Annotated in this window: 19 protein-coding genes; 10 read left to right on the forward strand and 9 right to left on the reverse strand. The window is 72.8% G+C overall.

Features of this window, described 5'->3' with window-relative positions; all coding sequences use genetic code 11:
- Positions 1–47: 47 nt before the first annotated feature.
- Positions 48–1,568 carry a purine-cytosine permease family protein gene (locus tag ACZ6AA_RS30495; protein WP_471461280.1) on the reverse strand — a complete coding sequence of 507 codons (1,521 nt, stop codon included), beginning with the start codon at positions 1,566–1,568 and terminating at the stop codon, positions 48–50.
- A 68-nt stretch (positions 1,569–1,636) separates the two neighbouring features.
- On the opposite strand from ACZ6AA_RS30495, the gene ACZ6AA_RS30500 reads away from it, so the two are divergent.
- The gene (locus ACZ6AA_RS30500; protein WP_471461283.1) at positions 1,637–2,275 is read left to right on the forward strand and encodes a TetR/AcrR family transcriptional regulator; all 639 of its coding nucleotides are present in this window, start codon (positions 1,637–1,639) and stop codon (positions 2,273–2,275) included.
- A 184-nt stretch (positions 2,276–2,459) separates the two neighbouring features.
- Positions 2,460–4,085: an amidohydrolase gene (locus tag ACZ6AA_RS30505; RefSeq protein ID WP_471461412.1), complete on the forward strand. Its 1,626-nt coding sequence runs from the start codon at positions 2,460–2,462 to the stop codon at positions 4,083–4,085.
- A gap of 61 nt (positions 4,086–4,146) precedes the next feature.
- Here the strand turns inward: ACZ6AA_RS30505 and ACZ6AA_RS30510 are convergent, their stop codons facing one another.
- Positions 4,147–5,058, reverse strand: a complete 912-nt coding sequence (locus tag ACZ6AA_RS30510) for a LysR family transcriptional regulator (RefSeq protein WP_468461248.1) — start codon at positions 5,056–5,058, stop codon at positions 4,147–4,149.
- A 90-nt stretch (positions 5,059–5,148) separates the two neighbouring features.
- Here ACZ6AA_RS30510 and ACZ6AA_RS30515 point away from each other — a divergent pair, with 90 nt between their 5' ends.
- Positions 5,149–6,510 (forward strand): aspartate aminotransferase family protein, encoded by a 1,362-nt coding sequence (locus ACZ6AA_RS30515; protein WP_471461286.1) that lies wholly within the window; start codon positions 5,149–5,151, stop codon positions 6,508–6,510.
- A 22-nt stretch (positions 6,511–6,532) separates the two neighbouring features.
- Here ACZ6AA_RS30515 and ACZ6AA_RS30520 read toward each other — a convergent pair whose 3' ends face one another.
- Positions 6,533–7,135 (reverse strand): TetR/AcrR family transcriptional regulator, encoded by a 603-nt coding sequence (locus ACZ6AA_RS30520; RefSeq protein WP_468461244.1) that lies wholly within the window; start codon positions 7,133–7,135, stop codon positions 6,533–6,535.
- 92 nt (positions 7,136–7,227) lie between these two features.
- Here ACZ6AA_RS30520 and ACZ6AA_RS30525 point away from each other — a divergent pair, with 92 nt between their 5' ends.
- Positions 7,228–8,010 (forward strand): MBL fold metallo-hydrolase, encoded by a 783-nt coding sequence (locus tag ACZ6AA_RS30525; RefSeq protein ID WP_471461290.1) that lies wholly within the window; start codon positions 7,228–7,230, stop codon positions 8,008–8,010.
- Between the two features lie 79 nt (positions 8,011–8,089).
- On the opposite strand, the gene ACZ6AA_RS30530 is transcribed toward ACZ6AA_RS30525, so the two are convergent.
- Positions 8,090–8,650 (reverse strand): TetR/AcrR family transcriptional regulator, encoded by a 561-nt coding sequence (locus ACZ6AA_RS30530; protein ID WP_471461293.1) that lies wholly within the window; start codon positions 8,648–8,650, stop codon positions 8,090–8,092.
- A gap of 125 nt (positions 8,651–8,775) precedes the next feature.
- Here ACZ6AA_RS30530 and ACZ6AA_RS30535 point away from each other — a divergent pair, with 125 nt between their 5' ends.
- Together ACZ6AA_RS30535 and ACZ6AA_RS30540 are read left to right on the forward strand one after the other, a co-directional pair.
- The gene (locus ACZ6AA_RS30535) at positions 8,776–9,786 is read left to right on the forward strand and encodes an NADP-dependent oxidoreductase (protein WP_468483771.1); all 1,011 of its coding nucleotides are present in this window, start codon (positions 8,776–8,778) and stop codon (positions 9,784–9,786) included.
- 72 nt (positions 9,787–9,858) lie between these two features.
- Complete coding sequence (locus ACZ6AA_RS30540) at positions 9,859–10,254, forward strand: VOC family protein (RefSeq protein WP_471461297.1); 396 nt, start codon at positions 9,859–9,861, stop codon at positions 10,252–10,254.
- Between the two features lie 59 nt (positions 10,255–10,313).
- Here ACZ6AA_RS30540 and ACZ6AA_RS30545 read toward each other — a convergent pair whose 3' ends face one another.
- The gene (locus ACZ6AA_RS30545; protein ID WP_471461299.1) at positions 10,314–10,649 is read right to left on the reverse strand and encodes a hypothetical protein; all 336 of its coding nucleotides are present in this window, start codon (positions 10,647–10,649) and stop codon (positions 10,314–10,316) included.
- Between the two features lie 169 nt (positions 10,650–10,818).
- On the opposite strand from ACZ6AA_RS30545, the gene ACZ6AA_RS30550 reads away from it, so the two are divergent.
- Positions 10,819–11,730, forward strand: a complete 912-nt coding sequence (locus ACZ6AA_RS30550; RefSeq protein WP_471461302.1) for a LysR family transcriptional regulator — start codon at positions 10,819–10,821, stop codon at positions 11,728–11,730.
- A 142-nt stretch (positions 11,731–11,872) separates the two neighbouring features.
- Positions 11,873–12,925 (forward strand): S1 family peptidase, encoded by a 1,053-nt coding sequence (locus ACZ6AA_RS30555; protein WP_468461230.1) that lies wholly within the window; start codon positions 11,873–11,875, stop codon positions 12,923–12,925.
- Between the two features lie 105 nt (positions 12,926–13,030).
- Here ACZ6AA_RS30555 and ACZ6AA_RS30560 read toward each other — a convergent pair whose 3' ends face one another.
- Entirely contained in the window at positions 13,031–14,083 is a 1,053-nt protein-coding gene (locus tag ACZ6AA_RS30560) for a radical SAM protein (RefSeq protein WP_468483775.1), read from the reverse strand.
- A gap of 400 nt (positions 14,084–14,483) precedes the next feature.
- Between ACZ6AA_RS30560 and ACZ6AA_RS30565 the strand changes: the two genes are divergently transcribed.
- Positions 14,484–16,355: an ABC transporter ATP-binding protein gene (locus ACZ6AA_RS30565; protein WP_471461306.1), complete on the forward strand. Its 1,872-nt coding sequence runs from the start codon at positions 14,484–14,486 to the stop codon at positions 16,353–16,355.
- 19 nt (positions 16,356–16,374) lie between these two features.
- Positions 16,375–18,513, forward strand: a complete 2,139-nt coding sequence (locus tag ACZ6AA_RS30570) for an ABC transporter ATP-binding protein (protein WP_471461308.1) — start codon at positions 16,375–16,377, stop codon at positions 18,511–18,513.
- On the opposite strand, the gene ACZ6AA_RS30575 is transcribed toward ACZ6AA_RS30570, so the two are convergent.
- The 3 genes from ACZ6AA_RS30575 to ACZ6AA_RS30585 all read right to left on the reverse strand — a co-directional run bounded on the left by ACZ6AA_RS30575 (position 18,487) and on the right by ACZ6AA_RS30585 (position 23,742).
- Positions 18,487–21,297 (reverse strand): LuxR C-terminal-related transcriptional regulator, encoded by a 2,811-nt coding sequence (locus ACZ6AA_RS30575; RefSeq protein WP_471461310.1) that lies wholly within the window; start codon positions 21,295–21,297, stop codon positions 18,487–18,489. The genes ACZ6AA_RS30570 and ACZ6AA_RS30575 overlap by 27 nt on opposite strands.
- A 403-nt stretch (positions 21,298–21,700) precedes the next feature.
- Positions 21,701–22,645, reverse strand: a complete 945-nt coding sequence (locus ACZ6AA_RS30580; RefSeq protein ID WP_468461220.1) for an AraC family transcriptional regulator — start codon at positions 22,643–22,645, stop codon at positions 21,701–21,703.
- Between the two features lie 170 nt (positions 22,646–22,815).
- The gene (locus ACZ6AA_RS30585) at positions 22,816–23,742 is read right to left on the reverse strand and encodes an NADP-dependent oxidoreductase (protein ID WP_468461218.1); all 927 of its coding nucleotides are present in this window, start codon (positions 23,740–23,742) and stop codon (positions 22,816–22,818) included.
- Positions 23,743–23,798 lie beyond the last annotated feature (56 nt).

Genomic DNA, 23,798 nt, shown 5'->3' on the forward strand with positions numbered 1-23,798 from the left:
GCCTCGGATTCCCTGCCCGCGAACGCGTGGATCGCCGTGCCCGTCCTTCACGGCGAGCGGAGGCGGCCGCGGCTGAGGAGTATGTAGAGCGACGCGGAGACGGCGATCCCGGCGGGGAGCGCGAGGTCCAGGCCGTCCAGGGCCCGTGCGATCGGTCCGGTGTAGAGGGTGTTGGCGCACAGGGCCGACGCGGTGACGCCTCCCGTGAGGGCCAGGGCGCCCGCCGGGTTGACGCCGGCGGCGTACCAATAGGGGCTTTCGGGGGTCTCGTCCATGAGGGTGGGGCCGTCGTAGCGGTTCCGGCGCAGCCAGATGTCCATGGCGTAGACGGTCATCGCGGGGCCGAGCAGGACGACGGTGAGCTGGAGGACGTTGCTGACGGTGTCGAGGAAGTCGGAGATGAGGAGCGCGTACAGGGTGAGGGAGACGGCCGCGGTGCCGTCGGCGAGCACGCTGAGGGAGCGGCGGATGCGGATGCCGACGGCCTGGAGGGCGAGCCCCGCGCTGTAGGCGGTCAGGGCGTTGAGGGCGACCGTGCCGAGGATCAGGGCGAGCAGGAACAGCGGATCGAACCAGCCCGGCAGGATCGTCTGGAGCCCGGACTGCGGGTCCGCCATGTCGACCGCGGTCGCGGCGCAGGCCCCGAGCGAGCAGACGACGACGCCGGGCACGAACCCGCCGAGCGCGGTCCAGCCGAGCACCGCCTTCGCGGAGGTCGCAGGTGGCAGGTAGCGGGCGAAGTCGGCGCTGGTGGTGTACGACAGCGGCGCGGAGGCGATGAGGGTGACCCCGGCGACGAGGACGGTCCACAGGTCGGCTCCGTGCGGCGGCGCGGGCGGGGCGTACGAGAAGTCGGTGTGGCGGAGCACGCCGATCGCGACGACGGCGAAGACCGCGGTCAGGGCGAGGGTGATCGGCAGATACAGCTTCATGATCAGGCCGTGGCCGTAGACACCGATGGTGAGGGTGACGGCGGCGATGACCAGGACCACGGCGATCTTGACGCCCGTGCTCGCGCTGACACCGGCCTTCTCGACCAGGGAGAACGCGGCGGTCGCGGCGGCGGCCAGATTCAGGGCGAAGTAGCAGACGGAGATCATCCAGCCGACGACGGCGTTGTTCACGCGGTTGCCGCGGATTCCGTAGATCGCCCGCGTGATCACTTCGCTCGGCGTGCCCGCGGCCGGGCCGGATATGGCGAGCAGCCCGGTGAGAAGCCAGAACAGATTGCCCACCACGATCACCACGAGGGCCTGGCCCAGCGTCAGGCCCATGAGGATCAGGGTCCCGCCGACCACCAGGCTCAGGTAGTTGACGTTCGCCGCCGCCCAGACCGAGAACAACTGCCGGGGATGGCCGTGGCGTTCCCGCTCGGGGATGTAGTCGATGCCGTGCGCCTCGACGCGGCTTGCGGCGTCGGAGGTGGGTTGTGCCGCCTGTCCGTCGGCGGGGGGCGGTGCGGCTTGCGCGCTGTCAACGGGCCGTGCCGCTTGCCCGCCGGGGGGAAGCCCCGCTCCCTGTCGCGCGGCGCAGGTGCTCTCGGGCGGGTCGGGAATCGTGGACGCCATGCGGCCCCTCCGGATGCTGGTTGCCCACCTGCTTGCTTATTGGTCGCACACTCAATAGCATGGAATCCATGTCGTCAAGCGTTCCGAACAAGCGAATCCGCAAATCTCCAGCGGCCAGACGTGCGGAAATCGTTGCGGCCGCCGCCGGTGTGGCACTGGCGGAGGGGCTGGAGTGCATCACCCTGCGGCGGGTCGCGGAGGAGCTGGACGTCCGCCCTGGGCTCATCAGCCACTACTTCCCCGCGGTGGACGATCTCGTGGCCGAGGCCTACGGAAACGCCGTCGGCTCCGAACTCGACGAACTCCTCCCGGCCGACCGGGCCGACGCCACCCCCACCCGGCATCTGGCGCGGTTCTTCGCCCGTACGTCAGGGAAGGCGTACGACGACATCAGCAGGCTGTGGCTCAACGCCCGCCACCTCAGCCGCTACCGGCCCGCCCTGCGCGACCGCGTCGCTGTCCAGGAGGACGCCTGGCGCGACCGCCTCGAAGGAGTCATCCGCGACGGCGTCGAGGAGGGCGAATTCCACACCGACGACCCGCTGGTGACGGCCATTCAGATCCTGGTCGTCCTCGACGGCCTCGGCATGGTCGTCAACAGCCCGAGCGCCGACAGCGGCCCACCCGCGGTCCGGCGCCTGCCCGTCACCACGGCGGAGCGCGAACTCGGCCTGCCCTTCGGCACGTTGTCCGCCGAACCGGACTGACCCGTCCGCAGGGCCTTCGTGCCTCAAGGCGCTTCCGTGCCTCGTCTGCACGCCCGCGTCTCCCAGAGGCCTCCATGTCCCCAGCAGTCACCGCGCCCCTCAATAGCCCCCGTGGCTCTCAGCAGTCCCCGCGTCCCCCAGCAGCCCCCGTGTCCAAGGAGCCTTCGTGTCCCAAGGAGCCCCCGTGCGCGCCTCCCTCATCCTGCTCTCGGCCCGTCTGCTCGACCCCGTCACCGGCGAGCTGCTGCCGCAGACCGCGCTCGCCGCGTCCGACGGACGCATCACCGCCCTCGGGGACGCCCCGGACATCCGCGCGCTCGCCGACGCCTCGACCACGGTGATCGACCTCAAGGGCGCCGTCGTCACCCCCGGCCTCGTCGACGGACACATCCACCCCGTCACGGGCGCCGAACTGACCCACGGCCTCGACCTGTCGGGCTGCGAGGACGTGGAGCAGGTACGCGCGGCCCTCGCCCGCGAGGTGCGGGACCTCGCCCCCGGCGCCTGGCTGCACGGATGGGGCCTCGACCCCAATGTCTTCGCCGGGGCCCCCGTCGACACCGCCCCCTTCGACGCCGTACTCGACGGTGTCCCCGCCCTGCTGTTGCTCTTCGACGCGCACTCGATGCTGGCCAGCCGTCGCGCCCTGGAACTCGCCGGAGTCGAAGGGCCCCGCACCTTCGACCAGGCCACCGCCGAAGTGGTCTGCGACGCCGACGGCCGACCCACCGGCCTGCTCCTCGAAGAGGCCGCGTGCGCACTCGTGGAACGGGTCGCCCCGCAGCCCACCCGCGAGGAGCGCCGCGACCGGCTCGCCGCCGTGCTGCGCGCCATGGCCGCCACGGGCCTCACCGGCGGCCACGCCATGGACGCGAACGGCGACAGCCTCGCCTTCTACGCCGACCTCGACGCCGCCGGCGACCTGCCGCTGCGCCTGCGCGTCGCACCCTGGTGCCAGCCCGGCACCGACGCCGAAGGTCTGCGCGCACTCATCGCCCAGCAGGGCACGGGCGGACGGCTGTGGCGCACCGACGGCGTCAAGATCTTCATGGACGGCACCATCGACAACGGCACCGCCTGGCTGGAGCACCCCGACTGCCACGGCGAGTCCCGGCACGCCTTCTGGCCCGACCCCGCGGAGTACACCCGCGTCGTCGGCGAACTCCACCGGGCGGGCGTGCCCATCGCCACCCACGCCATCGGCGACGCCGCCGTACGCCATGTCCTCGACGCCGTCGAGAAGGCCCAGGCCGAGGACAGCCGACCGGTGCGGCACCGGATCGAGCACATCGAGACCGTCCCCGACGACACCCTGCGCCGCTTCGCCGACCTCGGCGTCGTCGCCTCCATGCAGCCGACGCACTGCTGCGACTTCACCCGCGCCGACCACACCGACAACTGGTCGCGCCGCCTCGGAGAGGAGCGCGCCGCACGCGCCTGGCGCTGCCGCGACCTGCACGACTCCGGCGCCGTCGTCGTCCTCGGCTCCGATTGGCCCATCGCCCCCTACCCCCCGTCGGCCGTCATGGCCGGAGCCCGTCACCGCCGCCCCAGCCGCGACCTCACCCGGCCCCCGCACGGCCCGCAGCAGGCACTCACGGCCCTGGAGGCCCTCCAGGGCATGACCGTCAACGCCGCCTACGCGGCGGGCGACGAGCACGAAGCCGGACGCATCACGGTCGGCCACCGCGCCGACCTGACGGTGTTCGCCGAGAACCCCCTCACCACCGCGGCCACCGAACTCCCGGACCTGCCGGTGCTCCTGACCGTCCTCGACGGCGACCCGACCCACCGCGACCCGCGTTTGTGACCGGCCGTGCCGGGTGCGTTCGCCGGGCGTGCGCCGAGCTGCCCAGGCAGGGGGACCGCTCCTACTCCCGACTCAGGAGCGGCAGCTCCTCCGAGGGATCGCGCAGCGCCTCCAGCACGGCCCGCACCGCCGCGCGCGGCGGTGAGCCGCGGCGGACCGCCGCCGTGATCGTGCGCGTCACGGGAGCCGCGAGTTCCGCGGTGGCGACGCGAAAGCGGCTGCGGTCCACCGTCAGGCCGGGCAGCAGCGCGATCGAGAGCCCGGCCTCGACGTGCTGCAACGCCATCATGTAGTTGCTGAAACGGCACACCACGCGCGGCTCGAACCGCGACTGGCGGCACAGCCGCAGCGCGAGGTTCGCCATGTACGACTGCGGCATGTCGAACGACCAGGGCTCGTCCGCGTACGCGGCGAGGTCGACGGTGCCGCGCCCGGCCGCGGGGTGCCCGGGCGGGACGACCAGCAGGATCGGGTCCCTGGCCAGCGGGACCAGGTCGAGGTCCGGGCCCAGCGGGAGCTCGTCGAAGTCGGTGGTCGTGATGATGACGTCCGCGTCGCCGACCCGCAGCGCGGGCATGCTCTCGTGCGGCTCCAGCTGCAGCACCTCCACGTCGAGGTGCGGATGCGCCTGCTTCAGCCGGGTCACCGCGGGGACGGCCATGGTGTGGATCGCGCTCTGGAACGCCCCGAGCCGCACCAGGCCCGCCGGTTCCTCGCCGAAGCCGCGCAGCTCCGCCTCGACGCCGTCCATGTGGTCGAGGATCGCCCGCGCCCGGCGCGCGAGGATCAGCCCGGCCGGGGTGAGCCGCACCCGGCGCCCCGTGCGTTCGAGCAGCTGGGTGCGGGTCTCGGACTCGAGGACGGCGAGCTGCTGCGACACGCTCGACGGGCTCAGGTTCGCGGCCTGGGCGACCGCCCGCACGGTGCCGAGGGTGTCCAGCTGGCTCAGCAGGCGCAGCCTCCAGGGGTTCATCACCCCCTCATTGTTGTGCGGATTCTCCGAACAGGACAGCCGGAATTGTGAGATGGACGTGTCGCTCGCGTGCGCCCTACCGTCGAGGACATGCCTGCTTCGACCCCCGCCCCCACCGGCCTGCCGACCCCCGCCCCCGCCGTCGTGCCCGCCACGGAGTCCTTCTGGGCCGACGCCGAGAAGCACCTCGTCCGCTACGGCGGCGAGTTCACCCGCGAAGTCATCGACCGCGCTGCCGGGAGCTTCGTGTACACCGCCGACGGCCGGAAGATCCTCGACTTCACCTCCGGCCAGATGAGCGCGATCCTCGGCCACTCGCACCCGCAGATCGTCGCGACCGTCCAGCGCCAGATCGCGACCCTCGACCACCTCTTCAGCGGCATGCTCAGCCGCCCCGTGGTCGACCTCGCCCGCCGCCTTTCCGACACGCTGCCCGCGCCGCTGGAGAAGGCGCTGCTCCTGACGACCGGCGCCGAGTCGAACGAGGCCGCGATCCGGATGGCGAAGCTCGTCACCGGCAAGCACGAGGTCGTCTCGTTCGCCCGGTCCTGGCACGGCATGACGCAGGCGGCCGCGTCCGCCACGTACAGCGCGGGCCGCAAGGGCTACGGCCCGTCCGCGCCCGGCAACTTCGCCATCCCCGTGCCGAACGCCTACCGGCCCGACTTCACCACGGCCGACGGCTCCCTGGACTGGCGGCGCCAGCTGGACTTCGCCTTCGACCTGATCGACGCCCAGTCGACGGGCAGCCTCGCCGCCTGCCTGGTGGAGCCGATCCTCAGCTCGGGCGGCATCATCGAGCCGCCGGTCGGGTACATGGCGGCGCTGCGGGACAAGTGCAGGGAACGCGGCATGCTGCTGATCCTCGACGAGGCCCAGACCGGCCTGTGCCGCACCGGGACCTGGTACGCCTTCGAACGCGACGGAGTCGTCCCCGACATCCTCACGCTGTCCAAGACGCTCGGCGCCGGACTTCCCCTCGCGGCCGTGATCACGAGCGCCGAGATCGAGCAGCGGGCGCACGAGCGCGGGTTCCTGTTCTTCACCACGCACGTCGCCGACCCGCTGGTGGCCGCCGTCGGCAACACCGTCCTCGACGTCCTGACCGCCGACAAGCTCGACGAACGCGCCCGCTCCCTCGGCGCGTTCCTCCGCGACGGCCTGACGGACATCGCCGCCCGCCACGAGGTCGTCGGTGACATCCGGGGCCGTGGTCTGCTGGCCGGACTCGAACTCGTCGTCGACCGTGAGACGAAGGCGAGCTCCAGCGAACTGGGCGCGCGCGTCACCCGCCGCTGTCTCGAACTGGGCCTGCACATGAACATCGTCCAGCTCCCCGGCATGGGCGGAGTCCTGCGGATGGCACCGCCGCTGACCGCCACCGAGGACGAGCTCTCGCTCGGCCTGACGATCCTGGAGCAGGCGATCGCGGAGGCTCAGGCCGCCCGCTGACAGACGTGCGTACGGCCCGCGGTCAGGACTGGTCCAGGGCCCGCTCGATCGCGCGGCGGGCCCGGCCCGCGGCCGCCCGGTCGTGCTGGAGCTGCATCGCCGCGTTCAGTGCGAGGCCGGCGGCGACGATCTCGAACAGCGCCTGGTCGACGTCGAATCCGGCGGGCAGCTCGCCGTTCTCCACCGCCGCGCTCAGGTCCGCCCGCAGCTGTTCCCGCCAGCGCGACCACACCTCGGCCACCGCGTCGCGGACCCGGCCGGGTCGGCCGTCGTACTCGGTGAGCGCCGCGGTCATCAGACAGCCGCCGGGCAGCAGGGGCGCTTCCAGGTAGCCCACGGAGTTGTCGCACACCACGCGCAGCCGCCGCAGCCCCGGCGGCTCGGCCAGCGCGGGCTCGACCACCCGGTGCCAGAAGTCCACGAACGCCTTGTCCAGCGTGGAGATCTGGAGCGTCTCCTTGGTGCCGAAGTGCTTGTGCACCCCGGACTTGCTCATCTCCAGCTCCTCGGCGAGACGGCCGATGGTGATGCCGTCGAGCCCTTCCTCGGAGGCGATCTCGGCGGCGCGGCCGAGGATCCGGCCCCTGGTGGCCTGCGCTTCGGCCGCTGAGCGTCGTGGTGACATGCGACGAGGATAGCGTACGGCCGTTCGCTATTGATTTGGCGAACGACCGTACGCTAACGTCCGCGACGACCACCGGGACGAAGGAGTGCGAGATGCGGGTACGACGACTGGGCTGGGCCGGACTGGAGATCGAGGCGGGCGGCGAGCGGCTGGTGATCGACTATGTGCGGGACCTGTCACCGCTGTTCACGGGGTGGAAGCCCGGCGTGGGTCTTGCGGCGCCCAGCGGACATGCCGCCGCCGCGCTGGTCACCCACCTGCACCGGGACCACACCGACGCGTCCGCGCTCGCGGACGCGCTGACCCCGGGGGCGCCGGTGCTGCGACCGGCGCCCGGCCACGGCGACGACGTGGACAACGTGACGACGCTGTCGGCCGAGCGCGAGCTGGCCCTGCACGGGCTGGCTGCCGAGATCGTGGAGGCCTGGTCCGCCCGCGACCTCGGGCCGTTCCGCGTGACCGCGGTCCCCGCCGTCGACGGCCTCGGAGACCCCCAATTGAACTGGGTGGTGGAGGCCGACGGGCAGCGGGTCTTCCACGGCGGCGACACGATGTTCCACGGCTGGTGGTGGCTCGTCGCGCGCCGGTTCAGCCCGTTCGACGCCGTGTTCCTGCCCGCCAACGGCGCGGTGGTCGACGCGCCGCACCTGCAGCCGCCGAGCCCGCTGCCCGCCGCGATGGACCCGAGGCAGTCCGCCGCGGCCGCGGACATCCTCAACGCCCGCTACGCGGTGCCGATGCACTACGAGACGGAGCAGCCCGACAAGATCCCGGGCTACGTCGAGGTCGGCGACCCGGAGGGCGAGTTCCGCACGCACGCCGGGCGGCGCGCGCACGTGCTGGCCGTCGGCGAGTGGTTGGACCTGGCCAGGTGACGGGAAACCCGCCCGTGCGCAGGTGAGTTGGCGCCCCCCCCGCGCTGGAGCGTGAGGGGGCTGGCGCTTGCGGGGCGGCCTATCGGCCCGACGGGCCCCGGGTCAGCACCGCGCTCGCGACGACGTCGAAGAGATGATCGGCGCGGGGCGCGAGCGAGGGCTGGTCGTTGAGCCACGCGAGCGCCCCGACCAGCGCGAACAGATCGGTGCCGTCGATGTCCGCCCGTGCGGCGCCCGCGGCCTGGGCGCGGGTGAGGAGCCGCGTACCCGCCGCGCGCATCGAGACGCACGAAGCGTGCAGCGCGGACTCGGGATCCTCGATGGCGGCCACCATCAGCGCCACGACGCCCCGGTACTCATGGGCGCACGCGACGCAGTCGCGCAGCCACGAGACGAGGGCGTCCTCGGGCGGACCCGGCGTCTCCAGCGCCGCCGCCCGCGCCGCCAATTCGTCGAACCGCGCGCGGAGCAGGACCTCGAGCAGCGCCTCCCGCGTCGGGAAGTGGCGGTACAGCGTGCCGAGCCCGACGCCCGCCCTGCGGGCGACATCGCGCAGCGACGCGTCGGCGCCCTGCTCGGCCACGACGTCGCGCGCCACGACGAGCAGGTGGTCGTAGTTCTTCTTCGCGTCGGCTCGCATGTGTCTTCCTCGCCCAGCCTTCCTGGTCGGCCCTTGCCAAGCGGAGCAGTGCTCCATATATTCGGAGCACCGCTCCGCTAAGGATAGTTCCTTCGCGGGGAATCCCACAGGGAAGGGTGAGAGCCATGCCTGCAGGCACGATGAAGGCGATCCGGGTGCACGAGTTCGGCGGCCCCGAGGTGCTGCGCCACGACGAGGTGCCGATACCCGAACCGGGCCCCGGCGAGGTGCTCGTGCGCGTGCGCGCGGTGGGCGTCAATCCGCCTGACTGGTACGTGCGCGAAGGCATGCGGAACATCCCGCCGGACAAGAGGCCGCCGCTGACCCTGCCCGCCATCCTGGGCACGGACGTGTCGGGTGTCGTCGAGGCCCTCGCCCCGGACGTGCACGGCTTCGCCGTCGGCGACGAGGTCTTCGGCCTTCTGCGCTTTCCCAGCCTTGAGGGGAGCGCGTACGCCGAATACGTCGCCGCGCCCGCCGCGCACCTCGCCCACAAGCCCGCCGGTGTCGATCACGTGCACGCCGCGGGCGTACCGATGGCGGGGCTCACCGCGTGGCAGTTCCTGGTCGAGCTCGGCCACGACCACCCCTCGCCGTTCCAGGAGGCACGCCATCGCCCGATGGCGCTGGACGCCGGGACGACGGTGCTGATCAATGGCGCGGCGGGCGGCGTGGGCCACTTCGCGCTGCAACTCGCCAAGGGGAAAGGCGCGCGCGTCATCGCGGTCGCCTCGGGCGGGCACGAGTCGTTCCTGCGCGAGCTGGGCGCCGACGAGTTCATCGACTACACGAAGAGCCGTCCCGAGGACGTCGCGCACGACGTCGATCTCGTGCTCGACGCCGTCGGCGGCCGTGACAGCGGCCGTCTCCTGCGCACGCTCAAGCACGGCGGCGCGGTGTACCCGGTGTTCCCCGGCGACTACGACGCCGACGAGGCCGCGAAGCTCGACGCCACCATCTCGGCCACCCAGGTGCGCTCCAACGGCCCGCAGCTCGCGGAACTCGGACGCCTGCTCGACGCGGGCGCGCTGCGCGTCGGCATCGACAGCACGTATCCGCTCGCGGAGGCGCGCGGCGCCCACGAACGGGCCGCCCGAGGGCACATCCGAGGCAAGATCGTGCTCACGGTCGCGTGAGGCCGCGCCGCCTGCGCCGAACGGTCAGGAACGGAGAAGCGACGGCGATCGGCCGCACCTAGTGTGGCCTGCATGAACACCACATTGAAGGTCAGTGCCATCATGCTCGGCGTCAAGGACGTGGAGCGCGCCAAGAAGTTCTATGTGGAAGGCCTGGGGTGCGCGATCGACCAGGAATTCCCCGGTTTCGTCAAGTGCGACCTCGGCGAGGGCTCCTCGCAGCTCGCGCTCTACGCCTGGGACGAGGTGGCGGCGGACGCCGGTGTCCCCGCGGAGGGGTCAGGGTTCCGAGGGGCGTCGTACCACTTCCTCACCGACTCCAGGGAAGCGGTGGACGAGGTCATGAGCGCCGCCGAGGCCGCGGGCGGCACCGTGGTGAAGGAGGCGGCCGCCGCCGACTGGGGCGGGTACTTCGGCTGCTTCAGCGACCCCGACGGCCACCTGTGGAAGGTCGCCACCGCCACCTGAGGGGGCGCCGCACTCGGATCGGGCCAGGTGCCGCACACGGACCGGGCGCCGCCTCCTGATCAGACCGTGCACAGGGTCAGGACCAGGCCGGTCAGCCCGGTCGCCAGGCCCCCCATCGCCTGCTTGCGTCCCGCCCCGTGCATGCGGTGGGCGTTGGCCCACCCGGTCATGCCCAGGACGAGGGCGGGCACGGGGATGGTGCCGGTGACCGTGCGGAACGGCGGGATCAGGGCGCCGATGACGGAGAGGGTCCCGTAGGCGAGCGCGAGCGTGGCCAGGCCGTTGAGCGGGCCCTTCGCCGGTGCGGGGGAGACGCCCTGGGAGGCCTGCTGCCGGGTCTCCCCGGGTGTCTCCCGGGTCGTCTCCTCGGCGGCGGTGGGGGTGAGCGCGTTCATAGGCATACGACTCCAAGTCGTCGAGCACGGCAGGGGAGGGTGTGAGAGGCGGGCGGCGCCGAGCCGCGCGGGGGAGGGCTCGGTGCCGCGCCGTCGACCCTGGCGATGCTAGGAAGCCCGCAGGCATAGATCAAAGACGCATTTACACGGGGACGCATAGAGTGGGGCTATGGCAGCCCCACCGACCCTCCGGCAGCTCGAATACCTCCTGGCCGTCGTGGAGACCGGCTCCATCACGGACGCCGCAGCCCTCCTGCACGTCTCCCAGCCCACCCTCTCCCAGCAGCTCAAGAGCCTGGAACGCACGGTCGGCACCCCGCTCCTCGAACGCACCCCGCGCGGCGCCCACCTCACCCCGGCAGGCCGCGCCTTCCTGCCCGGCGCCCGCCACGCCCTGTCCGGCGCCGAGCGCGCCACCGGCGCCGCCCGCGCCGTCGCCGACATGGTCCACGGCGAACTGCACCTCGCCGCCGTCCTCAGCGTCGCCCTGGGCGTCGTCCCCGGCGTCCTCGCCGTCTGGCACCAGCGGCACCCGCGAGTCGACGTGGTCCTGCACGAGTACGCCGACCTCGCCTCCTTCGCCCGCGCCCTGACGGACGCCACCGCCGACGTGGCCATCGGCCCGCTCCCGGACGGCTGGGACGGCCCCCACCACCCCTTGGGCGCCGAGGAGTTCGTCGTCCTCGTCCCGCCCGGCGACCCCCTCGCCGGACGCAGGACCGTGCGCCTGGAACAGCTCGCCGACCGCCCCTGGGTCCAGTACGGCCGCGCCCACGCCCTGGCCGCCACCGTCGAGAACCTCTGCGCCGAGGCCGGATTCGCCCCGCACGCCGCGATCCGCTCCACCCAGACCGCCGCCGTGCCCCGCCTCGTCGCCGCCGGACTCGGCGTCGGCCTCGTGCCCGCCAACGTCCTCACCCCCGACTTCCCCGGCACCGCGCTGCGCCTCACCCCGCGAAGGCGCCGCGCCCTGTCCGTCTTCACCCGCCCCGGCCCGCACCCCCTCATCGCCGAGCTGGTCACCGTCACCCGCGAACACGCCCGCCTGACACCCGATCACCTCGCCGAGCAGCTCTCCTAGTCGGCGCCCGCCCGCGCGGCACATCCCGGACGGGGCAGGTCCAGACCCTTGCGCGACTGACGCATACATGCCACTTTCCTTGCTCGGTACGTCCCACACGTATCGCGGTACGTCACACGTCACCGTCAAAGGAGCCCCCCACATGAGACGCACCACCTGTGCGCGTCTGGGCCTGTCCGCCCTGCTCGTCACCGGATCGCTCGCCCTGGGCGTCACCCCCGCAGGAGCCCAGAGCGAACCGGCGCCCTCCGCGACCCGTCTCAACGCTCTGAACGCCCAGGTCGAACGGCAGCTCGGCGCCGAAAGCGCCGGCACCTACCTGGACCGGAAAACCGGAAACCTCGTCGTCACCGTCACCAGCGACGCCGCCGCCGAACGCGTCCGCGCGACCGGCGCCACCCCCCAGCGTGTCCAGCGCAGCGCGGCCCAACTCGACGCCGCCATGGACACGTTGGAGTCCCGCGCCAAGATCACCGGAACGTCCTGGGGCATCGACCCCCGCAGCAACCAGATAGCCGTCGAGGCCGACCGCTCGGTCTCCGCCCGCGACCTGGCCCGCCTCCACCGCGTCGCCGACTCGCTCGACGGAGCTGTCCGCGTCAGCCGCGTGCCCGGCACCTTCAAGCGCGAGGTCGCGGGCGGCGACGCCATCTACGGCGGCGGCTCCCGCTGCTCGGCCGCCTTCAACGTGTCCAAGGGCACCACCAAGTACTTCGTCACGGCCGGGCACTGCACCAACCTCAGCGCCAACTGGTCCGCCACGTCCGGCGGCGCGGCCGTCGGCGTGCGCGAGGGAACCAGCTTCCCGACCAACGACTACGGCATCGTCCGCTACACCAACGGCTCCTCGCCCGCGGGCAACGTCAACCTCTACAACGGCAGCTACCAGGAGATCTCCTCCGCCGCCGACGCGGTCGTGGGCCAGGCCATCAAGAAGAGCGGCTCCACCACCAAGGTCACCAGCGGCTCCGTGACCGCCGTCAACGTCACCGTCAACTACGGCGACGGACCCGTCCACGGCATGGTCCGCACCACCGCCTGCTCCGCGGGCGGCGACAGCGGCGGCGCCCACTTCGCGGGCACGGTCGCCCTCGGCATCCACTCCGGCAGCTCCGGCTGCACCGGCACCAACGGCTCCGCCATCCACCAGCCGGTGCGGGAAGCCCTGTCCGCGTACGGCGTCAGCGTGTACTGACCTCCGCCGTACGAAGGCAAGCACTGCCTCCTTCCGGGCTTCCGTGCGGCAGGGGGCTCGCCTCCCACTGACCCCCGGCGGCAACCGCGGTTGCCGCCGGGGACGTCAGCGCGCCAGGCCGAGCGGTACGTGCACCGGCCGCGCCGCGATCCGTGCCCGGTCCTCGTCCGACGCGAACCGCTGGTCGATGCGCCGCACCGCCTCCGCCCAGTCCGCGCGGCTGTGGATGCTGTTGAGGGTCTCCACGACGAACGGATCGTCCCAGCGCTCGTACGACCGCCGCCACAGCACCTGCGGGTCCTCGGTGAGCAGACTGCCCACGGTGCCCTCGTAGATGGGCATCGCGCGCACCTCGCCGTCCGGCTCGATCTCCATCGGGCGGAAGCTCGGGGTGCGCGCCAGGAACGCCGGGTTCATCTGGACCTCGAAGTTCTCGGTGGTCTCCACCGTCACGGACGGCGGCGCGGCCGCGCTCAACCGCTTCAGGGTGTCCGGCGCGATCAGCTCGGCGACCTGCTCGTCACTGAGCAGTTCGTGCTCGACGAACGACGGGCGGCTCGCCAGACCGGTGGGCACCACCGCTCCGAAGTACAGCGTCTCCAGGTGCGGGAAGCGGGGCGCCACCCGCGCGCACATCTCCTCCAGCTCGTCGAAGTTGCTCCTGATCACGACGTAGTCGATACCGAACCGCGGCGCCCGCAGCCCCGCCGCCTGACGCCGGGCGACCTCCGCGTCGAGCCGGGCGAGACCGTCCGTCGCCCGCGCGAACGACCCGGCGCGGCCACGGATCCGGTCGTGCGACGCCGCGCTGGCGCCGTCCAGACTCACCACGATCTTCGTCACCACATCGGAGAGCGCCTCGACCGTCGAGGCGGGCAGCGACCACCCGCTCGTGTAGAGGAAGACCCGCACCCCCGCGTCGTCGAAATGCCGCGCCAGATCGACGATGCGCTTGATGGTCAGCGGTTCGCCGCCGCACAGCGTAATCATCTTCGGCCGCATCGAAATGATCGCGTCCGCGACCCGGATCATTTCCTCGTACGTGAGGTTCTTCGCGGGCCGTCGCCCCGATTCCGTATAGCAGTGAACGCAGCGCAGGGGACACGCGAAAGTGACGTCCCAGATCACGGCGTTGGGGTTCTTGAGCGACTTATCCATGGATGTTTCTCCAGGCAGAGGGCGGGCGTGCATTCCGGCTTCGCACCCTAGGAACCCCCGCCGAAACCCGTCGTCCGTAACGCGGTACGCAATCGCGGGACTCCACTACGCAGACGTTCCGTACGTAGGTGATACGGCCCGACGCTCTTCCGTAGTCGCCTTCCGCCTTTGCGTACCCGAGTACGGATCTGCGTGGCCACCCCGCCGATTAGCGTTCCTTTCCGGCAACGCAGTGCACCCGAGACGGAGAGGAGGTGAATCACCATGATGTATCCGCCCCCGACCGTCGGCGACTGACGGTGACGCATGCAGGCGGTGGCCGCTTCCGAGCCGGAGCGGCCACCGCACCCTTTTGGCCACGACAGCCGACGGGTCCGAACCGGCGGAGGGGAACAGACTCATGACAGCCACGAGTGACGCCAGGGCGGCCAAGGCGGCAAAGAAGGGCGGCGCGGCCGGCGCGGACCAGGCGGGGAGCGCCGTGTGGGCCCTGATCCGCCAACTGCCGCGCGTCGCCCGCGGCCTGACCGTCGCCCTCGCCCTGCTGATCCTCGCGCAGGTCGCGGGCAGCGCGCTGCTGCCCCTCGCCACCGGACACCTCGTGGCCGCGCTCACCAGCACCCCGAAGTCCCTGAACAGCATGACGGTGGGGCTCGCGCTGCTCGGCCTCGTCCTGATCCTGGACGTGGTCCTGGACCCGATCCGCACCATGGTGGCCTCCCGCCTCGGCACCGCCCTCGACGGCGCGACGGCCCAGCAGACCGTCGACGGCGCGCTGCGCCCCGCCCAGATCGACCACTTGGACGACACCGAGGTCGCCGACCGCATCGAGCGGGCCCGCGCCGTCGGACTCGGCGCGCACCCGCCCGGCCAGGCCGTCACCGCGCTGGCCGGGCTCGTCCCGCTGCGCCTGACCGGACTGGTCTCCGCCGTCCTCCTGGGCTGGTTCGGGCAGTGGTGGATGCCGCTGGTCCTCGGGGCGGCCTGGGTGATCACCGGACGCTGGCAGGAGAAGGAGATCGGCCGGTCGGTGTCCGCACACGCAGGCAACACCGTGCAACTGCGGCGCGCCGCCTACCTGCGGGAACTCGCGACCACCGCGCCCGCGGCGAAGGAAGTACGGCTCTTCGGGATGCGCTCCTGGCTCGTCGAACGCTTCAGCACGGCCTGGTGGGACGGCATGGTCCACATGCGCCGGGCGCGCGTGAGCCCGCGACGGCACGCCCTGGCGATCGTGTTCCTCCTCGCCGCGCACCTCGCCGTCGTCCTCACGCTGGCGTTCTCGGCGGCCCGTGGTTCCCTCTCGGTACGGGAGCTGACGGTCGCCCTGCAGGCGCTGCTCGGCCTCTTCGCCCTCGGATTCAGCGGCGACCTCCAATGGACCCTGCACACGGCCAGCGCCGCAGTGCCAGCGGCACTCGCGGTCGGCGAACTGGACACCAGGGCCGCGCCCGGAACCCGTACCGCGACAGCGGCACTGCCCGACCGGGAGATCCGCTTCCACCAGGTGTCCTTCACCTACCCCGGCGCCGGAGCCCGCGTACTCGACGGCCTGGACCTGACCATCCCGGCGGGCTCCTCGCTGGCGATCCTCGGCGACAACGGCGCGGGCAAGAGCACCCTCACCAAACTCCTCGCCGGCCTCTACCTCCCCGAAGAGGGCCGCATCACTGTCGACGGCCAGGACCTGACCGGCTTCGACCCCGCGGCCTGGCGGCGCCAAGTAGCCGTCGTCTTCCAGGACTTCGTCCGCTACCCCTTCTCCGTACGCGACAACGTGATCTTCGGCCACGTCGAGGCGGCCGCCACCGCCGACGACCACCTCGTGGAAGCCGCACGCCTCGGCGGTTTCCTCGGTATCGAAGAGGAACTGTCGGGCGGCTGGAACACCCTCCTGAGCGGCGCCTACACCGACGGCACGGAACTGTCGGGCGGACAGTGGCAGCGACTGGCGCTGAGCCGCGCCCTGTACGCCGTTCGGCACGGCGCCCGCGTGCTCGTCCTGGACGAGCCCACCGCCCATCTCGACATCGAGGCGGAGCACGAGCTGTACGCCCGCTTCCTGGAGATCACCGCCGGACTCACCACGATCCTGGTCTCGCACCGCTTCGCCACCGTGCGTCTCGCCGACCGGATCGCCGTCGTGGACGGCGGCCGGATCAGCGAGTACGGCACCCACGACGAACTGCTCGCCTCCCAGGGGCGGTACGCGCGGATGTTCCGCGTGCAGTCCGAACCCTTCGATGTACGCCAGGGGAGCCACAGTGGCTGACAGCCGACGCAAGTCAGGGATGACCGGGAAGCCAGAGCAGTCCGGGAAGCGAGGGACGGCCGGGAAAGCCGGGAAAGCCGGGAAGGCTGGGAAGGCTGGGAAGTCGGGGGAGGCAGGGAAGGGGCACCGGACCCGGGTCCGCAGGGGTCTCGCCGGGATCCGCCTGCTCGTCGGCACGGCGATCCACGTCGACCCCCGCCGCGCCCTGCTGGTCCTGATCCTCTCCCCGCTCCTCAACGTCGTCGCGGCACTCCAGGCCCTCGGCCTGCAGTGGATGGTCGACGGAAGCACCGGCCACGACCGCGCGCAGACGGTGCGAGGCGGACTGCTCCTGCTCGTGGTCACGGTGTTCGTGCACCAGGCGGCCGCCATCGCCACGGACGTACGCCTCGTGCTGCAGCACCGCATCGGGCTCGAGTTCGACCGCCGCCTGATGAACCTGTGCTCGTCGCCCGCGCACATCGGCCACTACCAGGACCCGGACTTCCTGGACACCGCCGAGGTCGTACGCCAACGGCGCGGCGAATTCGGCACCGGCTTCGCGGCCCTGGTGGAGAACGCCAACCTGGTGGCCCGGTGCATCGGCGCCCTGGTCCTGCTGGCGTTCGCCAACCCGCTGCTCGCCCTGCTTCCGCTCACCATCGTGCCGTTGGCGTCCGCCAACCGCTGGCAGGCCCGCCTCGTCGCGGAGGCGGAACGGGCGGGCGCGGCGGCCGACCGCCACCGCATGGGCCTGTTCTCCCTGGCCACCGACCCGGTCCCGGCCCGCGAGGTACGCCTCTACCGGCTGGGCGGTGAGCTATCGGCGCGACACCGGGCGGCCTTCCTCGAGGCGAGCACCCCGCGCGAGGCGGCACGGGCCAAGGGCGCGTGGGCCGTGGCGGGCGGCTGGCTGTTCTTCAGCGCCGCGCTCATCGGCGGCCTGTACCTGATCTCCCGGGCCGTGATCGACGGCAGCGGCTCCGCGGGCCAGGCGGTCCTTGTCCTGCTGCTCAGCACCCGGCTCGTCGGCGCGACCACAGGGCTGGGCTGGCTCCTGGGCTGGCTGCGCCGCGCCCTGGACACCGTCGCGCACTACCTGAGCCTGGTCGACTACCCGCAGGGCCACGTACTCACCGGCGAGAGCCGCACCCTGCCGCCCCGGGGCGATCTCGTCCTCGACGGCGTGTCGTTCACCTATCCGGGCCGTACCCAACCGGCCCTGGGACCCCTCGACCTGCGCCTGCCGTCGGGCGCCACCGTGGCCGTGGTGGGCGACAACGGCGCGGGCAAGTCCACCCTCGTCGCCCTCCTCGCCGGGCTGCAGCCCCTGGGGGAGGGGCGCATCACCTTCGGCGGCCGCGACCTCGGCGAGGTGTCGCCGCAGGTGTGGCGGGCCGGAGTGACGGCCTGCTTCCAGGACTTCTGCCGCTTCGAGCTGCCCGTCGCCGAATCCGTCGGCCTCGGCGACCTCAACGCGCTGGAGGACCGCGACGCGGTACGGGCAGCGCTCGCCAAGGCCGGCGCGGCCGACGTCGTGGCCGGGCTCGACGCGGACCTGGACACCCAACTGGGCCGCACGTACCCGGGCGGCACCGACCTCTCGGCAGGCCAGTGGCAAAAACTCGCCCTGGCCCGCGCCCGGATGCGCACCCACCCCCTCCTCGTCCTCCTCGACGAGCCGACCGCCAGCCTGGACCCGGACAGCGAGGCCGAACTCCTGCGCCACTACCTGCGCGCCGACCGTGCCCACGCGGACACCATCACCGTCATCGTGTCGCACCGCTTCAGCACCGTCCGCCAGGCCGACCTCATCGTCGTCCTGGACGGCGGCCGGATCACGGAGCTGGGCACGCACACCGAACTGCTCGCACGGCAGGGGCGGTACGCGAGCATGTACGCGTTGCATGCTGCCGCGTACGCCGGGAGCGGCCCGGCCGAGACCGCCCCGGCCGAGAGGGTCCCGGCCGAGACGGTCCTGGCTGGGGCGGTTTCCGAGACGGTTCCGGCCGGGGCGGAGCCGACCGACGTGGCCCCGGCCGAGACGGTCCCGGCACCTGAGACGGTCGGCCGCCCGGCGCCCGCCGCCATTCCCACTCCTGAGCCCGGTCCCGCTCCCGCCCCCGTTGCTGCCTCGGCGGCGCGCGCGGGCTCAGGTGCGGTGGAGGGCAGGCGGTAGCTCCTTGCGGGAGTGGACGCCGAGCTTGCGGTAGATGCGGGTGAGGTGGCTCTCGATGGTGCGGACGGACACGCCCAGGCGATGGGAGATCATGCGGTCGGGCAGTCCCGCGGCGGCCAGCGTGGCGATCTCCACCTCGCGCAGGGTGAGCGCGTCGGGCAGCGGCCGGGGCGGGGTGAGGCCGAGGCGGTGGCGCAAACGGCTGGCCAGGACGACCGCGTCGCTGTGGTGACGGCCCTGCGCGGGCAGGGTCGTCGCGGCGTGCTCGGCGAGCCGCCATGCCGGTGCGTTCATGCCGAGGGTGTCCAGGCGGGTCGCGTGGTCGAGGAGCTCGGTGCCGATGCCGCGGGACAGCGCGAGGACGGCCTCGGCCGCGGCGATCAGCCGGGGCGCGTCGACGTGCCGGACGGCGGTGGTGAGCCGGTCGATGACATCGGCGGGCGGCCGGGCGGGCGTCAACCAGGCCGTGTAGACCAAGTACTCCACCTCCACGGTCCAGCATCCGGCGGCCCGCGCGGCCTCGACGGCACCGCGCATGTGACCGGTCGCGGCCGTCGTGTCGCCGCGCGCGACGGCCACGGCGGCGTGGGCCCACTGCCACCGCCCGGGCATGATCGAGACCGCGTCCGGCGGGCAGGCCGCGAGCGCGCGTTCGGCGTCGTCCGGCCGCTGCTCCTCGGCCAGGCACACGACGAGCCAGCAGACCGCTTCGGTCCGCAACAGCCGCCTGCCGCTCAGCTGGTGCACCATCGCCTCGCGCAGCCGGGTGATCGCGTCGGGCCGGTTGCCGAGGGCCCACTCGAGACAGCCCCCGAGCAGCGTCGCGACGGCTCCGCTCATGTGCCCGGAGGGAGCAGCCTGGCCCGGACGAACCGCTGGGCCTGGACGGCCTGTCGGGCGTGCCGGGTCTGTCGGGTGGCCCTGGCCTGCCGCGTGCGCCGAGCCTGCCGCGTGCGCCGAGCCCTCCGCATGCACTGAGCCTGCCGGGCGCGCGGGACCTGACTTCTCCGGCCCTCGGACCCCGGCCCCCCCAGCTGTCCGTCCCGTCTCCCGACCTGTCCGCCCCGTCTCCCGCAGGCCCTCCGGCACACCCCCGAGGACGGGGTCGTCGACGAGGGCCTGCGTATCGGTGGTCCGCCAGATCTCGGTGAAGGCGCAGACAGCGGCCGCCCATTCACGTTCCCAGGGGGCGCTGGCCGGGTTGGAGGCCGTGGTCTCGGCGAGCGTGACCGCGTCGAGCGTCCGTCCGGTCAGGGCGAGGGACACGGTCAGGGCCAGCCGGGCGTAGCCGGAACCCGGCCCGCGTGTGTCGTGGCGCAGCACCCGCTCGGCGAGGTCGAGAGCGAGGTCGGTGCGCCCCGCGCAGAGCAGGACCAGGGCGCGCATGCCCTCGACCGCGGCCGTGGCCGAGGGCGAGGCCGGGCGGAGCTGTGCGAGGTGGAGGTCGGCGCCCGCTGGATCCCGTTCCGCCCAGCAGCGGTGAGCGCCGAGCGCGATGGCCGCGCCCAGCCTGCCCCCGGGCGTACCGGCCTGAGCGTGTGCTTGTTCCAGTACGGCACGGGCCTGCGCGGTGTCGCCGAGTTCGACCAGGGCGTGGGCCAGCGGCACGGCGGCCGCGCCGGACTGCTCGTGCGCACGCCGGGCGAAGCGGCAGGCGAGCTGCGGGTCGTGCCCGCGGACCGTCTCGGCCGCGCGGATCAACAGCCCGGCGTCGACGGGCCCGTGGGCATCCAACTGCCAGCGGGCCAGGGTCACCGGATCGGGCGGGCTCGCGCACGCGTCGAGCAGCGCGGCGGCAAGTCGGCGCCGCCGCAGCCGGGGCAGGCGCTGCCGTACGGCAGCCCCCAGCATCGGCTGACCCAGGCGCACCAGGAGCTGGCGCCCCGGCCCGTCGACGGTGTGCAGCAGCCCTTGGCCCTCCAGGTCTTCCAGGCGCCCGGCGAGGCCGGGGGCGACCGTTTCCAGGACGGGCAGGGGCAGCGGTTCGCCGAGCGCGACGGCGGCCAGCGTGTCGTGGTCGGCGGGGGAGAGGCCGTTCAACTCGTGGTCGAACAGCTCGGCCAGGCGCGGCGGTACGGTCAGCGGCCCGCGCCAGCGCCACAGCCCGCCCTCGGCCACGAGATGGCGCGAGACACGGGCGTGGCGGACGAGTTCGGTCAGGAGCAGCGGGTTCCCGCCGGTCCACTGGTGCAGACAGTCCACGGTGGCCTGTGCGACAGGGCCGCCCACCAGAGTGCGGATGAGCTGCTGTGTTCCGACGCGGCCGAAAGCCGCCAGGTCCAAGCGCTCCAGATAGCCGTCCTTCCACAGCGCCACCACGGCGTCCGACACCGGCGGGTCCGCCGCACAGGCCGGCTGGGAACGCGCGGCGACCATCAATCGCACCACCCCCTCGGCGGCCAGTCCCAGCGCCAGCGCCGCGCCCCGGTCGTCCAGACGGTGTGCGTCGTCGATGACGAGCACCGGTATCCGCGCCCCGGCACGCCGGAAGAGTTCGGTGTGGAGCGCACCGTACGCCTGATGGTCGTCGAGCCGGTCGCAGGCACCGAGGACGGAGCGGAACGCCCCGAAGGGAACCTGTCGGCTCGCCCTCGTCGCGGCCGTCCACACCACCTCGAACCGCGACGTAGCCAGCCGCCGCGCGACGGCGGAGAGCAACGCCGTCCTGCCGACCCCCGGCGGACCGACGATCGCCGTACCCCGCCTGGCCACGACGGCCGCCAATGTGGTGCGGAGCTCTTCGTCCCTGGCGACGAACGCACCCATGCCCTGGTTGTCTCGCATCGGTTTTCTCCCCCACGCGCGGCGCGGCCCGCTGACACCTGACGTCCTGGCCGGGCTCCGCCGCACCGTTTCAGGAGGCCCCCGCGGGCACGGGCGGCCTCCCTTTCATGAGCGAACTCGGGTGACCTGCCTGACAGAACGGGCCTGAGCGGCCCGGACGAGCCGCGCGATGGGGCCCAGGGGCGGGTCGTATGTCCGGTGCTCTCCCGTGCACCGGCCGCGTCACGCCGCGCGCGAGCCGCCCCTCCAGGACGGCCGAGCACCGGCCCGGGGACCGGAGCGCTCTGCGCGGCAACACAGCAAGCCCACGGCATCCCGATAAACGACCCATGAATGCCCACTCAACGCCGCCCGCCGACGCCCGGTCGGCTCCACCGCTCAGCCGCCGCTCCGCAGTCGCCGCTCAGTGCCGTGAGGCGGCATGGGTCTGCCGACGATAGTGCCCGGGAGCCTGCCCGTGTTCGCGCTTGAAGGCCTTGGCGAACGCGTACTCGGAGCTGTATCCGGTGCGGGTCGCGATGGTGTTCAGCGGCGCCTGCGTCTCCCGCAGCAGCGTCGCGGCGGTCGTCATGCGCCACCGCGTCAGGTACGCCATGGGGGGTTCGCCGACGAGGTGCGTGAAGCGCCGGGCGAACGCGGCGCGGGACAGCCCGACCCGCTGGGCCAGCGACTGGACGGTCCAGGGAGCCGCCGGTGACTGGTGTATGGCGGACAGGGCCGGAGCGACGGCCCGGTCACCGAGGGCCGCGGCCCAGCCCCGGGCGGTGGCGGGCGCCTGGTCCTCCAGCCAGGCCCGCAGGATGTACAGCAGCAGGGAGTCGATCAGCGCGGGCACGATCCCGGCGGATCCGATACGAGGAGACTCCAGCTCGGCCTTGAGCAGCTGCACGGCCGCACTCAGCTCGCTGTGGCGGCCGTGCCCGGTGGGCAGATGGATGATCTCGGGAAGCTGGCCCACCAGCGGATGCGGACGCCCCTGGTCCAGGTGGTAGTTGCCGCAGAGCAGACTCGTCCGGGGCCCGTCGCCGCCGATGGTGAGGGTGCCGAGGACGGGCCCCGCGCTGAACTGCTCGGGCCGCTCCTCCACCGCCGGAGTGGCGGGGTCGTCGGCGAGGATGTGACCCCGGCCGTCGCGCAGGAAGACCACGTCCCCCGCGGCGAGAGCCACCGGCGCCAGATGGGGCGCGTCCTCCAGCGGGACCAGCCAGCACGCCCCGGACAGCACCACGTGGAATCCGGCCCCGGCGACCGGCGGCAGACGCAGCCCCCAGGGGGCACGGCCGAGGGTACGCACGGACGCGGGCCGCCCGGTGCGCATCGAGGACAGCGCCTCCGTCAGGACATCCACCACTTCCCCCAGCCCCCGACTTCCGCTCCGCGGCGACCTCGCTCTGCCCCGGCTTGTGCCCCGGCCCAGGCATCGACGCACGGGCCGTTGTGGCGTCGACCCTGACGCACCAGCTCGGACGAACCGGCTCCCCACCTTACGTTCCCGCCGCCCCCGGTCCGGTCCCGCCGTCAGTCGACACTCAGCACGACCTTGCCCCGGACCCGACCCGATGCGACGAGCTCGTGTGCCTTGGCGGCCTCGGCGAGCGGGAAGGTCTCGGCGACGTGGGGGCGGATGACGCCGGTGTCGACGAGCCGCGCGATCGCTTCCAGGGAGGCGTAGTCGGGCTCGACGGAGATCCCGGCGAAGCGGCGCCCCGCGGCCTCCACCCGTGCGGCCAACTCCCGGTCCCCGTGCTCCATGATGCTGACGAGCGTGCCGCCGGGCCGCAGGACGGACAGCGAACGCTCCCCTTCGGAGCTGGAGTCGAACACGACATCCACGTCACCGGCCGCCTCGGTGAAGTCGGTGGTGCGGTAGTCGATGACCTCGTCGGCCCCCAGGCCGCGCACGAAGTCGTGCTTGGGCGCGCTGGCCATCGCGATGACGTGAGCGCCGCGGGCCTTGGCGATCTGTACGGCGAAGTGCCCGACACCCCCGGCCGCCCGGTGGATCAGCACCCGCTGCCCCTCGTCGACCCCGGCGGCGTCGACCAGCCCCTGCCACGCGGTGAGCGCGGCAAGCGGTATGGCGGCGGCCTGCGCGTGATCGACCGCCGCGGGCTTGCGGGCCACCTGACGCGAGGGCACCGCCACATACTCGGCGTACCCGTTCGCGGCACGTGGGAAGAACGGCATCCCGAACACCTCGTCCCCCACGGCGAAGCGGGCCCCCGGCCCCGCCTCCTCCACGACCCCGGAGATGTCCCAGCCGACTCCGAACGGCGGCTCACCCAACAACGGATAGGCACCCGAACGCACCGCCACGTCGACAGGGTTCACCCCGGCCGCCCGCACCCGCACCAACACCTCCCCGCCGAGCGCGACAGGACGGTCCACCTCGACCACCCGCAGCACCTCGGGCCCACCGAAGTTCTCCTGCCTGACAGCACGCATGACCGATCTCCCTCACATGTCCCAGAGCGGCTGAGCGCGACCCGCGCCCAGCCGCC

The organism is Streptomyces sp. NPDC040610 (assembly GCF_055594065.1).